The 14,404-nt window shown below is 67.7% G+C and carries 12 protein-coding genes; 4 read left to right on the forward strand and 8 right to left on the reverse strand.

Going from position 1 to position 14,404, the window contains the following annotated elements; all coding sequences use genetic code 11:
- Positions 1-92: 92 nt before the first annotated feature.
- The 3 genes from ACH438_RS32795 to ACH438_RS32805 are packed head-to-tail and all read right to left on the reverse strand — an operon-like array spanning position 93 to position 4,008.
- Complete coding sequence (locus ACH438_RS32795) at positions 93-1,514, reverse strand: aspartate ammonia-lyase (protein WP_397012331.1); 1,422 nt, start codon at positions 1,512-1,514, stop codon at positions 93-95.
- Positions 1,515-1,537: 23 nt separating this feature from the next.
- Positions 1,538-2,578: an asparaginase domain-containing protein gene (locus tag ACH438_RS32800; protein WP_397012333.1), complete on the reverse strand. Its 1,041-nt coding sequence runs from the start codon at positions 2,576-2,578 to the stop codon at positions 1,538-1,540.
- Positions 2,575-4,008, reverse strand: coding sequence for an amino acid permease (locus ACH438_RS32805; protein ID WP_397012335.1), 1,434 nt, complete (start codon positions 4,006-4,008; stop codon positions 2,575-2,577). The genes ACH438_RS32800 and ACH438_RS32805 overlap by 4 nt, the downstream gene beginning before the upstream one ends.
- A gap of 124 nt (positions 4,009-4,132) precedes the next feature.
- On the opposite strand from ACH438_RS32805, the gene ACH438_RS32810 reads away from it, so the two are divergent.
- Positions 4,133-4,825, forward strand: coding sequence for a FadR/GntR family transcriptional regulator (locus tag ACH438_RS32810; protein WP_397012337.1), 693 nt, complete (start codon positions 4,133-4,135; stop codon positions 4,823-4,825).
- A gap of 9 nt (positions 4,826-4,834) precedes the next feature.
- Here the strand turns inward: ACH438_RS32810 and ACH438_RS32815 are convergent, their stop codons facing one another.
- Both ACH438_RS32815 and ACH438_RS32820 read right to left on the reverse strand, forming a co-directional pair.
- Positions 4,835-6,736 carry an alkyl/aryl-sulfatase gene (locus tag ACH438_RS32815; RefSeq protein ID WP_397012340.1) on the reverse strand — a complete coding sequence of 634 codons (1,902 nt, stop codon included), beginning with the start codon at positions 6,734-6,736 and terminating at the stop codon, positions 4,835-4,837.
- Entirely contained in the window at positions 6,733-7,398 is a 666-nt protein-coding gene (locus ACH438_RS32820) for a DUF3159 domain-containing protein (RefSeq protein ID WP_397012342.1), read from the reverse strand. The genes ACH438_RS32815 and ACH438_RS32820 overlap by 4 nt, the downstream gene beginning before the upstream one ends.
- Before the next feature lie 141 nt (positions 7,399-7,539).
- Between ACH438_RS32820 and trpM the strand changes: the two genes are divergently transcribed.
- The 3 genes from trpM to trpA are packed head-to-tail and all read left to right on the forward strand — an operon-like array spanning position 7,540 to position 9,835.
- Positions 7,540-7,701 carry a tryptophan biosynthesis modulator TrpM gene (gene trpM / locus ACH438_RS32825; RefSeq protein WP_397012344.1) on the forward strand — a complete coding sequence of 54 codons (162 nt, stop codon included), beginning with the start codon at positions 7,540-7,542 and terminating at the stop codon, positions 7,699-7,701.
- A 54-nt stretch (positions 7,702-7,755) separates the two neighbouring features.
- Complete coding sequence (gene trpB, locus ACH438_RS32830; protein ID WP_397012346.1) at positions 7,756-9,003, forward strand: tryptophan synthase subunit beta; 1,248 nt, start codon at positions 7,756-7,758, stop codon at positions 9,001-9,003.
- Position 9,004: 1 nt separating this feature from the next.
- On the forward strand, positions 9,005-9,835 hold the full coding sequence (gene trpA, locus ACH438_RS32835; RefSeq protein ID WP_397012348.1) for a tryptophan synthase subunit alpha: 831 nt from the start codon (positions 9,005-9,007) through the stop codon (positions 9,833-9,835).
- Positions 9,836-9,967: 132 nt separating this feature from the next.
- On the opposite strand, the gene ACH438_RS32840 is transcribed toward trpA, so the two are convergent.
- From ACH438_RS32840 to ACH438_RS32850, 3 genes are read right to left on the reverse strand one after another with little or no spacing between them, the layout of a single operon-like run.
- On the reverse strand, positions 9,968-11,992 hold the full coding sequence (locus tag ACH438_RS32840) for an ArnT family glycosyltransferase (protein WP_397012350.1): 2,025 nt from the start codon (positions 11,990-11,992) through the stop codon (positions 9,968-9,970).
- Positions 11,989-13,650 (reverse strand): ATP-binding protein, encoded by a 1,662-nt coding sequence (locus ACH438_RS32845; protein WP_397012352.1) that lies wholly within the window; start codon positions 13,648-13,650, stop codon positions 11,989-11,991. Before ACH438_RS32845 ends, ACH438_RS32840 begins: the two co-directional genes overlap by 4 nt.
- Positions 13,628-14,332, reverse strand: a complete 705-nt coding sequence (locus tag ACH438_RS32850) for a response regulator transcription factor (RefSeq protein ID WP_397012704.1) — start codon at positions 14,330-14,332, stop codon at positions 13,628-13,630. The genes ACH438_RS32845 and ACH438_RS32850 overlap by 23 nt, the downstream gene beginning before the upstream one ends.
- Positions 14,333-14,404: the final 72 nt, after the last annotated feature.

Here is a 14,404-nt window from a genome sequence, read left to right on the forward strand (position 1 = left end):
TGCGGTGGAGTTACCGCGCCGAACATACCAAAAAAACTATCCGGTCCCGTTGCCGATTTGCCGCAAGTTGCGATGACCAGGCGAGCCGCGCGTCAGGCGGGGGTCGGACTGGGCAATCCGGCCAGGCGATGCGGCGCCAGCAGCGCGCGCACGGTCTCGGGTGCGAGCAGGCCGAGTTCGGTCGCGACCTCGGCCACCGGCTGTCCGGTTTGCAAGGCGTGCTTGGCGATTCGGGCACTTGCGGCATATCCGATATGCGGGGTCAGTGCGGTGACAATTCCGATCGAGCGATGCACGCTGTCATAGAGGCGTTCCCGATTTGCCGTAATTCCGCTGACGCATTTCGTGGCCAGGGTATCGGCCGCCGCGGTCAGATGCGCGGTGGTGCGCAGCAGGCTGTAACCAATAATCGGTTCGAATGCGTTGAGCTGGAACTGCCCGCCCTCCGCCGCCATGGTGACCGTCAGATCCGAACCGATGGCCTCGAACGCCACCTGATTCACGATTTCCGGAATGACCGGATTGACCTTTCCCGGCATGATCGACGAACCCGCCTGCACCGGCGGCAGATTGATCTCACCCAGACCCGTGATCGGGCCCGAGGACATCAGGCGCAGATCATTACAGGTCTTGGACAGCTTCACCGCCACCCGCTTGAGAATTCCGGAGATCTGCACGAACGCGCCGCAATCCTGGGTGGCCTCGATCAGATTCTCGGCCGAGACGACCTGCTCACCGGTCAGCTCACTCAACTGCGCGCACGCCAGCGCGGGATACAGCGGATGACCGTTGATGCCGGTGCCGATGGCGGTGCCGCCCAGATTCGCCTCGCGCAGCAGCGCGATGCCCTCCTCCAGCCGGGCGCAATCCTCGCGCAGCATGACCGCGAAGGTGCCGAACTCCTGGCCCAGCGTCATCGGCACCGCATCCTGCAACTGGGTGCGGCCCATCTTGAGCACATCCGCGAACTCGGCCGACTTGCGGGCGAACTCACCGGTCAACCGGCCCATCGCGGCCACCAGCAGCCGAATGTGCTGCACGACAGCGAGTCTGACGGCGGTCGGATAGACGTCGTTGGTGGACTGGCCGAGGTTCACATGATCCAGCGGATCGAGCTCGGCGTAGGCGCCGCGCTCGAAGCCGAGCAGTTCCAGGGCCCGGTTGGCGATGACCTCGTTGGCGTTCATGTTCGTCGAGGTGCCCGCACCGCCCTGGATCGGATCGATCGGGAACTGATCGTGCAGTGCGCCGCCGCGGATCTCGGCACACGCCGCCTCGATGGCATCGGCGCGGCGATCATCGAGCAGGCCCAGCTCCCGATTGGCGCGGCACGCAGCCTGTTTGACGGCGGCCAGCGAGACGATCAGCGCCGGGTAGCGGCCGATGGCATCGCCGGAGATGGCGAAGTTGTCCAGCGCGCGTGCGGTGTGAATGCCCCAGTAGGCCTTCCTGGGCACTTCCAGGCTGCCGAGCGAATCGGTTTCCGTGCGAGTGTTGTTCACGAGCGTCTCCATGCGGTTATCAATTGACGGGTAATTCATTGATGAGCAAGGGAATTCGAGATTTCGCCGAGAAGATTCGTGGTCATCCAGCGATGTAGCTCCGAGCCGGTGAGCCCGAGCCCGGTGAGGTACGCGAGCTTGGCCAGCGCCGTCTCGCGAGTGAGGTCCGCCCCGCCGATGACGCCCGCCTCCAGCATCGCCCGACCGGGTTGGTAGCGGCCGAGATCGACCGCACCGCTGTCGCAGTGGGTGATCACGACGACCGGAGTACCGCGCCGAGTGGCGCGGCGGATGGCCTCGACGGTCCGGCCGCCGTCGAGGGGCATGGTGCCCGAGCCGTAGCATTCGAGCACCACACCGCCGTGATAGATGCGCAGGGCGGCGTCGAGCAGATCGATGTCGACTCCCGGGAACACCGCGAAAAGGCCGACGGGCGCGGGGGTTTCGCGCAGGTCTCGCGGCGCCGGAATCGCCGGCCGGGCCGCCGGGGGAGTGAGCTCGCACAGGGTGGCGAACCCGTCGTACCCGTCGCAGCTGCGCTTGCTGGCGCGCACGGCCGGGTGCAGGGCGGTACCGAAGGCGATGAAGGTGCCCGGACCGGGCTGCGCGGCAATCGAATTCAGGGCCAGGAACAGATTGTCCCTGGCATCGCTGCCGACATGACCGAGCGGTATCTGCGCACCGGTGAGTACCACCGGAACTTCGACATCGTGCAGCTCGAACGCGATGCGCGCACCGGCGTAGGCCATGGTGTCGGTGCCGTGGATGACGATGACACCGTCGGGCGCGGTCGATCCGAGATCCGCGCGCACCCGGGCGGCGATCCGGCAGGCGGTGGCGGGATCGGCATTGGCGCTGTCGATGACATCGTCGAATTCGGTGTAGCGCACCACGACATCGATACCGGTCGCCGCGGCGAAATCCTCCACCACCTCGGTGATCTCGTCATCGATCCCCGAGCGCGGGTGCAATCCGTCGCCCCGATCGACCATGCCGAACGTGCCGCCGGTGTACAAAATGCCGACACGCAGGGTGGTCACGTCCGGAGCCGCGAGAATGGTTGCGGGACTGCTCACTGCAGGACCTCCTGATTCAGCCGGCCGCGCACCCGGAACCAGCCCGCCACCATGGCGACGACCACACCCGCGAACACCACCAGCGTGATGCGCCCGATATCGCCGTCGAAGAACATCAGCACCACCACCGCGACCAGGAAGCCGAGGGTCAGCACATTGAGCACCGGTGCGAAGGGCAACCGGAAGTCCGGCCGCGGGTAGTCGCCGCGCTCGGCGCGGCGCACGAAGATCCAGTGGCAGATCATGATCGACGCCCAGGTGCCGACAATGCCGAGCCCGGCCAGATTCAGCACGATCTCGAAGGCCTTCTGTGGCATCAGCAGATTCAGCACCACACCCGCGATGCCGACCGCACTGGTCATCAGAATGCCGCCGTACGGAACACCATTGCGGTTCATCCGGGCGGCGAAACGCGGCGCGGTGCCGGCCACGGCCATCGAGCGCAGCGTGCGACCGGTCGCGTACAGGCCCGCGTTCAGGCTGGACATGGCGGCGGTGAGCACCACCAGGTTCATGACGTCACCGGCATGCGGCACACCGATCCTGCTCATCACCGTGACGAAAGGACTCTCCGCCGCGGAGTACGCGGTCCACGGCAGCAGCAGCGTGAACAGCACCACCGATCCGGCGTAGAACAGGATGATCCGCCACATGATCGAGTTGACGGCCTTGGGCACGACGGCCTTCGGATCATCGGATTCGCCCGCGGCCACACCGATCATCTCGGTGCCGCCGAACGCGAACACCACGCCCAGCGCGATGGTCAGCATCGGCGCCAGCCCGCGCGGGAAGATGCCGCCATTGTCGGTGATGGTCGAGATCCCCGGCGCATGCCCGCCGATATGCGTTCCGGTGACGATGAATCCGATCGCCACCGCCATGAACAGCACAATGGTCCCGACCTTGATCAGCGCGAACCAGAACTCCAGTTCACCGAACAGCTTGACCGACACCACATTCAGCGCGACCACCACGGTCAGCGCGATGAGCGCGAGCGCCCACTGCGGCACCGGCACGAAGAACGACCAGTAGTGCACATACAGCGCGACCGCGGTGATATCCGCGACCAGCGTGGTCGACCAGTTGAGGAAGTACAGCCACCCCACCGAGTACGCCCCGCGCTCACCCAGGAACTCGCGGGCATACGAGACGAACGCACCCGACGAGGGCCGATACATGACCAGCTCACCCAAAGCGCGCACGACCATGAAAGTGAAGATCCCGCACACGATGTAGACCAGGGCCAGCGACGGCCCGGCCAGCGCCATGCGTCCGCTCGCGCCCAGGAACAGGCCGGTGCCGATCGATCCGCCGATGGCGATCATCCGCATATGGCGTTTACGCAGGTGCTTCTGATACCCGAGGTCGCCTGCGTCGATCGGGGGCGCCGGCGTGGTGACCGGTGGACTCGTCACTGAGTCGTGCTGCATGGAGATCCTTCAAACCTTCCGGGAGCCGCATCCAGCCCTCGCAGGCGCGGATACGAACGCACCGGCAGTAAGGCTGTCAGGCTGTAAGACAGGTGAACCGTAATAGGGGTCACACTCGATGTCAATGCATACTGTGCTCGTGACGGTGGAAGAAGGACAGGTGCAGCGCATCGGCGCTACGGAAGCGGTCTTTCGCCGGTTGAAGAGCCTGATTCACAGCGGGGAGTATGCGGTCGGGGATCGGCTGCCGGGGGAGATCGCGCTCGCGAAGGAGTTCGGGGTGAGCCGGCCGGTGGTGCGGGAGGCGCTGCATGCTTGTGCGATTCTGGGGCTCACCGAAACTCGGACGGGGCGGGGCACATTCGTCATCTCTAGTAAGGAGAGTTCGCAGCTGAGTTTCGCGGGGGTGGATGCTCGGGATCTGATCGAGGCGCGGCGGCTGGTGGAGATACCGGCTGCCGGATTTGCCGCCGAGCGGCGCCGGCCCGATCAGTTGCGGCACTTGTTCGCGTTGCTGGAGAAGCTGGGCGAGACCAGCGATGCTCGCGAATGGGTGCGGCTGGATGGGGAACTGCATACCGCGATCGCGGCCGCGAGCGGGAACGCCATGCTCAAGTCGATGGTTGCCGACACTCGGCGGGCGCTGGATGTGCAGTCGGAGTTTCTGAATCTGACGCAGCATCGGCGAGCCGACTCCGATCGCGAGCACGAGGCCATCGTGCGGGCGATCGAAGCCGGGTCGGCGGAGGCTGCTCGTCTTGCCATGACCGATCATCTGGAGCGGGTGGCCGAGACCATCGCGCGGATCGGGGAATGAGCTCGATCGTCAGGGGGTGACGATGTTGAAGCCCGGGTCCGGCTCGTCGAACAGGGTGATGAGTTTGGCGAAGCTCTGGGCGTCGCCGTCGATCTTGATGGCGCCGGACTGCAGGGTGGCGCCCAGGTCCTGACCGCCGAGTAGGACACCGATGAGGGCCTGCCGGGTCAGGGTGAAGGTGACGTCCGCCGGGGGGAGCTTGTCGCCGCTGCGGCGGTCGTAGTGCACCAGAACGCCATTGCGGAGTTCCAGGCGGTGCAGGCGCTTCTCATCGGTGAAATGCCAGTCGCTGATGGCCTTTTCGTGCCAGGCCTTGGGGCCGTCCAGGCGTAGCGACAAGGCGTCGAAGACCTGGTCGATGGTCAGGGCGGCGACCATGGTGGGGGCATTGGCCTTGGTGGGTGTGCCGACGCTGCCGTTGCGCAGTTCGTAGGCGCCCATGAGATAGAAGTTGCGCCAGGGGCCGTTCTCGGCGCCGTAGCCGAGTTGCTCGAAGGTGCTGGCCTGCAAGGTTTTCGCGGCCTCGTTCGAGGGATCGGCGAAGATGACGTAGTTGATCACCTGCGCGACCCAGCGGTAGTCGCCGTTGTCGAAGGCGACGCGCGCCTTGCGCAGTACCTCGTCGGCGCCGCCCATGAATTCCACGTGCCGCTTGGCGGATTCGACCGGCGGGTGCTCCCACAGGTGTGCGGGGTTGCCGTCGAACCAGCCCATGTAGCGCTGGTAGATGGCCTTCACATTGTGCGAGACCGAGCCGTAGTAGCCCTTGGCGTGCCAGGCATTCTCGATTGCCGGTGGCAGCTCGATCATTTCGGCGATCTCGCCGCCGACGTAGCCCTGGTTGAGCCGGCGCAGGGTCTGATCTTGCAGGTAGGCGTAGAGGTCGCGCTGCACCGACAGGTAGCCGATGAGCCGCTCGGTGCCCCAGGTCGGCCAGTGGTGCGAGGCGAACACGACATCGGAGTCGTAGCCGAACAGGTTGATCGATTCGGTGAGGTACTGCGACCACGCGTGCGGGTCGCGCACCAGGGCGCCGCGCAGGGTGAGCAGGTTGTGCAGGGTATGAGTCGCGTTCTCGGCCATGCACAGTGCGCGCATGTCCGGGAAGAAGAAGTTCATCTCCGAGGGCGCCTCGGTGCCGGGGGTGATCTGGAAGACGATCCGCACCCCGTCCACGGTGAGTTCCTGCTCGGTCTCGGTGATGTCGACCGTGGGCGCGATGAGGGTGACCGTGCCCGTCGAGGTGGTCTGGCCGAGACCCGCGGTGACCTGGCCCTTCGGGCCGCGGGGGAGGACCGCGCCGTACATGTAGGTGGCCCGGCGGGTCATGGCGGTGCCCGCGTAGACGTTCTCGGCCACCGCGTGTTCCAGGAAGCCGGCGGGCGCGATCACCGGGATGCGGCCGGATTCGGCGTCCTCGGCGGTCATCACGCCCATGGCGCCGCCGAAGTGGTCGACGTGCGAGTGGGTGTAGATCATGCCGGTGACCGGGCGCTGCCCGCGGTTGGCGAAGTACAGGTCCATGCCGGCCTTGGCGGTCTCGGCGGAGATGAGCGGATCGATCACGATCACGCCGGTATCGCCCTCGATGATCGTCATGTTCGACAGGTCCAGGCCGCGGATCTGGTAGATGCGGTCGGTGACCTGGTAGAGGCCCTGGCGGATGTTCAGCCCGGCCTGCCGCCACAGGCTGGGGTTCACGCTGGCGGGGCAGGCGCCGTTGAGGAAGTCGTAGGAGTCGTTGTCCCAGACCACATTTCCGTCGGCGTCGCGCACCACGCCGGGTTCGAGGGCCGCGATGAAGCCGCGGTCGGCGTCGTCCTGATCGGTGGTGTCGGCGAACGGCAGTTCGGCGGCGACGCGCTGGTTCTGGTCGACGATATAGCTACTGGGTTCGGTAGCTGCGGTCATCGGGACACCTTCCTGTTCGGAGTTACTTCTTGTGCGGAATGGAGAGACCGGCGCACCCACAGCCAGGTCGCGGCGAGCATCACCACGAGCGCGGGTTTGCCGAGGACGAGGGCGACGGAACCCAGGATGACCACCTGGTTCGCCGTATACAGCGGCACCATCACCACGAGGTGCAGCGCCCAGAACACGAACCAGGCCAGGGTGACCCGGCGATGCAGCCGCAAACGTGCGGCCGGATCGGCGGTCTCGGCCGGTTCCAGGCCGATACGCCGGCAGAGCCAATGGCTCAGCGGACGCCGGGTCACCGCGGCGATGCCGAATGCGAGCGTGCCCGCCGCGCTGACCAGCAGGTCCGGCAGATAGAACCCGCGGCTTTCGCCGGTGATGCCGACGAACAGCGAGAACACCGCCACGGCCGCGACCGAGATGGCGACGACCTTGATCGAATCACCGTGCAGCAGGCGGTAGGCGCCGATCCCGACGGCCACGGCCAGCGCGATCAGGACGCCGATCTTCGCGTTCCAGATGCCGTAGCCGAGCAGGAAGCCGACGGCCGGCGCGGCGCTGTCCAGAAGGTGCTGCAGACCGCCGAGTGCCCTGAACTTCCCCCACATATCAGCTGCTGTGGGCCGGGTCTGCTCGTCGAACTCCAATGTCGCCACCTGTGGTCGGGCATCTGCTGGCACCAATAGCGAACGTTCAGGTCCGTTCTCGATCGGTGGAATTACCGCGCCCTGCCTTATTGCAGTGGCGCTGCAATAACAGTAACACGGCGTACCTGAGAAATGGGTTAGGATCGCGGCATGCCCATTGCCGTCCGTCTCGCCCCGGGTTGCCGCCCGCGTGGCTGCCGGGCGCCCGCACGGCGGGTCCACGGACGCAGGGTGCGGTATGTGATCGGCTCCGAGCCCGGTCAGGTCAACGGCATGCGATGGCACGACGCGCCCAGCGGCGCGTTCTCGTGACCCCCATCAGCTGACCACCGGGACCTGCGTCCCGGTCGAGGAGCATGTCCCACCATGACCAGTCAATTCTTCGTCCCGGCCGCGCCGGGCCGATTCCCCACCGCCCGAGGCTATTTCGGTGACTTCGGCGGCAAGTTCATTCCGGAGGCGCTGGTCGCCACCGTGGACGAGGTCGCCGTCGCCTACGAGAAGGCCAAGACCGACCCGGACTTCCTCGCCGAGCTCGACGGCCTGCTCGCCAACTACGCCGGCCGGCCGACCGCGCTCACCGAGGCGCCCCGATTCGCCGAACATGCCGGTGGCGCACGGGTTTTCCTCAAGCGCGAGGACCTCAACCACACCGGCTCGCACAAGGTGAACAATGTGCTGGGCCAGGCGCTGCTCACCCGGCGCATGGGCAAGCGGCGCGTCATCGCCGAGACCGGCGCCGGCTCGCACGGCGTCGCCACCGCCACGGCGTGCGCGCTGTTCGGCCTCGAATGCGTCATCTACATGGGCGAAGTCGACACCCAGCGGCAGGCGCTGAACGTGGCGCGCATGGAAATGCTGGGCGCGCAGGTCGTTCCGGTGACCACCGGCTCGCGCACCTTGAAGGACGCCATCAACGAAACCTTCCGCGACTGGGTCGCGAATGTCGAGGACACGCACTACATCTTCGGCACCGTGGCCGGGCCGCACCCGTTCCCGGCGATGATCCGCGACTTCCAGCGCGTCATCGGCGTGGAGGCGCGCCGCCAGCTCCTGGAACGGGCCGGGCGACTGCCCGACGCGGCCATCGCCTGCGTCGGCGGCGGATCCAATGCGATCGGCCTCTTCCACGTCTTCCTCGACGATGCGGACGTGCGGCTCATCGGCTGCGAGGCCGCCGGGGACGGGGTGGAGACCGGACGGCACGCGGCCTCGCTGTCGGCGGGCGAACCCGGAATCCTGCACGGTTCCCGGTCTTTCGTGCTGCAGGACGACGAGGGGCAGATCACCGAGGCGCACTCCATCTCCGCGGGACTCGACTACCCGGGCATCGGCCCCGAGCACGCGTATCTGCACGACAGTGGCCGCGGCGAGTACCGGCCGATCACCGATGATGCCGCGATGCAGGCGTTTCGGCTGCTGTCGCGGACCGAGGGGATCATTCCGGCCATCGAGAGCGCGCACGCACTGGCCGGCGCGCTCGAAGTGGGCCGCGAACTCGGGGAGGACGGATTGATCCTGGTCAATCTGTCCGGCCGGGGCGACAAGGACATGGACACCGCCGCCCGCTATTTCAGCGACCGGGATGCGGCTGCGATCGACGGGGGACTGTGACATGAGCGGAAACATCACACTGCTGGCCGAGACCTTCGCCGCCGCGCGGCGGGAAGATCGCGCGGCGCTCATCGGGTATCTGCCCGCCGGATTCCCGACCGTCGAGGGCGGCATCGCGGCGCTCACCGCGATACTGGCGGGCGGTGCGGATATCGTCGAAGTCGGCCTGCCGCACAGTGATCCGGTGCTGGACGGGCCGATCATCCAGACCGCCGCCGATATCGCCCTGCGCGGCGGCACCCGCATCAAGGACGTCATCCGCACCGTGCGTGAGGTATATGCGGCCACGGGCAAACCGGTGCTGGTGATGTCGTACTGGAATCCGATCTCCCGCTACGGCATCGAGCGCTTCACCACCGAATTGGCCGAGGCCGGCGGCGCGGGCTGCATTCTGCCCGATCTGCCGGTGCAGGAATCGGCCGAATGGCGAGAACACGCCACCGCCCGTGGCCTCGCCACCGTCTTCGTCGTCGCACCCAGCAGCGAGGACGAGCGGCTGCACGAGATCACCGCGGCCGGTTCCGGATTCGTCTATGCCTCGGCCCTGATGGGAGTGACCGGCTCGCGCAAGTCGGTCGGCGAGGCCGCGAGGGCGCTGGTACAGCGCATCCGCGCGGCCACCGACCTGCCCGTCTGCGTCGGCATCGGCATCTCCACCGCGGAACAGGCCGCCGCCGTAGCGGAGTTCGCCGACGGTGTGATCGTCGGTTCCGCACTGGTGAAGACGCTCCTCGATGTCCCAGACGCCCAGGCCGGAGCAGACGCGGTCCGAGCATTCGCCGCTGAACTCGCACAAGGAGCGCGCGGACACGCATCAGCGGCCGCGAGCTAGCTTTCCGCGGCATGCTGATCGCGCTCGCCGGGCGCGGAAGTGGCAGTGCCGCAGCGAGATCAGCGCACGGCGAGCGGTCCCGGGTGGCTTCGGGGCCGCTCGCCAGCGTGATCGTGACTGGTGTGCCGGCGTTCAGGAGGTGGTCGGGGAAGTGAGGTCGTAGACCGTCGTGCCGTCGACCGTGGTCGCCTTGTAGTGGGCTTTCACCCAGGCGGTGATGGCGGTGGCATTGGCGGATCCGCCACCGAAACCGCCCATACCGCCGTGATCACCGGCCTTGCCGTCCGGCGAACCGCCTGGTGTGCCGGGCATTTCGCCGCCGCGGGCACCGGGCGCGGCCGGATCACCGGGTGCGTTTCCGGCACCGGAAGTGTCGCCGGGCCGGCCGCCGCCACCGGAACCGCCCATGCCGCCACCGGAGAGGAAGTAGTGGATGTCCCCGTTGGCTACATATTGCTCGAACTGGGCGAGGGTGGGGGAGGGATCGCCGCCGTTGAAGCCGCCGATGGCCATGATCGAAGTGCCGGTGGACAATTCGAGGCCGGAGGCTTGCATGGAGCCGATCGCTGCCGCGGACCAGCGGTCGTGGGTGCCGGTCAGCAGGCTTTCCAAGGCCGCGTTGTCGCTACTTGCGCCGCCCGGCCCGCCGCCGGGGAAGCCCATACCGTGACCCTTGCTCGGACCGGAGGTGGGGATGGCGCCGGTGTGCGGGGTGAGGGCGGTGTCGACGGTGTAGGCGGCGCTGCCGGCGAACCCGAAGAGCAGTGCGGCAGAGGCGATTACGGCGGTGAGCCTGCCGAGGCGGTGGACGCCCGCCGCCAGGATCACGGCGGTCACCAGTGAGCCGATCAGGATGATCCAGCGCAGCGCCGGATACCAGTCGGGCGTGCGATCCAGGAGGATGTAGTTCCACACGCCCGTCGCACCCAGCATGGCGCCGAGAGCTATTCGAGTCCAGAGGGATTCGCGTGCCTTCCACAAGGCCCACACCGAGATCCACACCACTGCCGCGACTTCGGGTGCGAGCGCCACCGTGTAATACGGGTGCATGATGCCCTGCATGTAGCTGAAGACCACGGCCGTCACCAGCAGCCAGCCACCCCAGAGCACGAGTCCGGCGCGGGTGTGGTCGGTGCGGGGTGCGCGGCGGGTGAGCCACAGTCCGGCCAGCAGGCCGATCAGTGCGGCGGGTAGCAGCCAGGAGATCTCGGTGCCCATGGAAGCGCCGAACAGGCGGGTGATTCCGCTGCTGCCGCCGAACATGGTGTTGCCGCCGCCGGGGCCGCCGTGCGGGGCGCCGCCTCCTCCGCCGTCACCATTGCCGCCGAGGACGCGGCCTAGTCCGTTGTAGCCGAGCGCCAATTGCAGCAGTGAATTGTCGGTCGAGCCGCCGATGTAGGGCCGGGAATCCGCGGGCCACAGACTCACCAGTGCGACGAACCAGCCGCCGGAGATCACCATGGCGAGGCAGGCGCCCAGCAGCCGGAAGATGCGGCCCCGCAGGGCGATCGGCGCCGCGATCAGGAACACCAGTCCGAGCGCCGGGAGCACCAGGAAGGCCTGCATCAGTTTCGCGAGGAAAGCGAACCCCACGCACACGCCCGCCCCGGCGAGCCAACGGCCACTGCCGTTCTCGGTGGCGCGCACGGTGCAGTAGGCGGCCCCGACCAGTAGCAGCACCAGCAGTGCATCGGGGTTGTTGAACTTGAACATCAGCGCCGCAACGGGAGTCAGCGCCAGCGCCGCACCCGCGAGCAGTCCGGCGGTCGGGCCACTCCAGCGCTTCACCGCCGCGTACACCAGCGCGACCGAGGCCACGCCCATCAGCGCCTGCGGCAGCAGCATGGAGAACGAGCTGAACCCGAGCACCCGGCCCGACAATCCCATCACCCACATGGCGGCGGGCGGTTTGTCGACGGTGATGGCATTGCCGGCATCCAGTGATCCGAAGAGCAGCGCCTTCCAGTTCTGGGTGCCGGCCTGCACGGCGGCGGCGTAGAAGTCGTTGGCCCAGCCGGATCTGCTCAGCCCCCACAGGTAGAGCACACCCGTGGTGGCCAGCAGTGCCCAGAACGCGCCGCGGATACGCCATACGGTTGCCGGGCCCGCCGCGGCCGGCTGCTCCCGCGCGGGAGTATCGAGGGTAGCGGTAGTCATGGCGACGATTCTTCGGCCGCGATGTGGGCGGAATATTGGTCCAAGCTATGTGCCCGCTGTGTATGGCGACCGGGTTCGTGGCAGGTAACCGACGGCTCCGCGTCCGGTGCGCAAGGCGGTTCCATGGTCGATCCCGGCAATCGCACCGTGAATTCGGTTCGCCCCGGCGCGCTTTCGATCGCGATCTGCCCACCGTGCGCCTGCACCACCGCGGCGACGATCGCCAGGCCCAGTCCGGTACTGCCCGCCCGCCGGGAGCGGGAGGAGTCGCCACGGGCGAAGCGCTCGAACACTTCCGGCTGCAACTCCGCCGGAATGCCCGGCCCGTCATCGGTGATGCGCCAGACCGCGCCGCCGGCACCGTCGCCCGCGAGCGCCACCGCGACGGTCGTGCCCGGGCCGGTGTGAATGCGTGCGTTGGCGAGCAGGTTGGCCAGCACCTGATGCAGGCGCGCGGCATCGCCGTCGATGACCACCGGCTCCGCCGGCAACTCCAGTTCCCACCGCAACCCGGGTCCGGCGATGTGCGCATCGCTGATCGCGTCCACGGTCAGCTGGGTGAGATCGACCGCGGCGTGCTCGAGTCCGCGCCCGGAATCCAGGCGGGCCAGCAGCAGCATGTCCTCCACCAGCGTCGTCATCCGCTTGGATTCCGATTCGACCCGGCCCATGGCGGTGGCCATCCCGGCGGGTATCGCGCCCGGCTCCCGTTGCGCCAGTTCGGCATACCCGCGAATGGCGGCCAGCGGGGTGCGCAGTTCGTGGCTGGCGTCGGCGAGGAAGCGGCGTACGCGGGTCTCGCTGGCGTGGCGGGCGGAGAGCGCGTCGGTGATGTGATCGAGCATGCGGTTGATGGCCTCGCCGAGGCGCCCGACCTCGGTGTGCGGATCGGCGTCGGCGGCCGGAACCCGCACGGGCAGTGCGACTTCCCCGCGATCCAGGCGCAGATCCGCCACCCGCGCCGCGGTGCTCGCGACCCGATCCAGCGGCGCGAGCGCGCGCCGGATCACCCAGATGCCCGCGCTGATCGCCACGATCAGCACCACGACGGTGACGATCAGCAGGATCAGCAGCACCTGCGTGAGCGTGGCGTCCACCGAAGCCATCGGCAGCCCGGTGATCACCGTGTCGCCGGACCAGGTCGATTGCGCGACAAGACGATAACTGCCCTGCCCGTCCAGATCGATGGTGACGGTCTGCCCGGGCCCGACCCGCGACAGCTGCCCCTCCGCCGCGGCCGAGAGCGCCACCTGACTGCCGTCGCTGCGTATCCGGCTCGCGGTGGCATGCCCGTTCGAGACGAGCGCGCCGACGGTATCGGGTTGCAGGCCACGCAGATTCATGAAATCGGGTCCGGGGCCGCCGCTGAGATCGGGCAGCGGCGGTGGCGGCTGTGCGGGAGCCGCGCCGGTGCCGGGGGGCGGGCCGAGGCTGGGGCCGCCGCCCGCCGCGCCGAGCGAGCGCTGCTCGATATCGACGAGCCCGGTATCGAGCTGACGCACCAGGAAGTGGTGCAGCGCAGCCTCGGTCGCGGCGCCGATACCGACGACCACGATCACCAGCAGCAGCACTTGACCCACGAGCAGCCGGGCGCGCAGTGACCAGCGCCGCGGCGACCGGATCCGGCGCGCGGCGTCAGCTCGCGGGCTTGAGGACATATCCGGCGCCGCGCAGGGTGTGGATCATCGGCTCGCGTCCGCTGTCGATCTTCTTGCGCAGGTAGGAGACATAGAGTTCGACGATGTTCGAGCGCCCGCCGAAGTCGTAGCTCCACACCCGGTCCAGAATCTGCGCCTTGCTCAATACGCGCCGGGGATTGCGCATGAAGAAGCGCAGCAGCTCGAATTCGGTGGAGGTGAGCACGATCTGCTCGCCGGCGCGGGTGACCTCGTGGCTGTCCTCGTCGAGAATCAGGTCGCCGACCACGATTTCGGCGCCGCTGTCGGGGCCCGACACTCCGGTGCGCCGCAGCAGTGCCCGCAGGCGCAGCACGACCTCTTCGAGGCTGAACGGCTTGGTCACGTAATCGTCGCCGCCCGCGGTGAATCCGGCGATCCGGTCTTCGACGGAATCCTTTGCGGTGAGCAGCAGTACCGGCAACTGCGGGAGTTGCTGCCGCAAGCGGGCGAGCACTTCCAGCCCGCTCATATCCGGCAACATCAGATCCAGCACGACCACGTCCGGGCGCACCTCGCGCGCGACGGTGACCGCGGTGCGCCCGTCGGCGGCGGTGCTGACCTCCCAGCCCTCGTAGCGCAAGGCCATGGAGACCAGTTCGGCCAGCGCGGGTTCGTCGTCGACGACCAGCACGCTGATAGCGGTGCCGTCCGCCCGGCGCATGCTCGTGCGTTCGATGGGACTGTTCGCGGTGGTCGTGGTGGGCATCGTCCCAGCCTCGATCATATGACTGGA

Source organism: Nocardia sp. NPDC020380, from assembly GCF_044386975.1.
Classification (GTDB): domain Bacteria; phylum Actinomycetota; class Actinomycetes; order Mycobacteriales; family Mycobacteriaceae; genus Nocardia.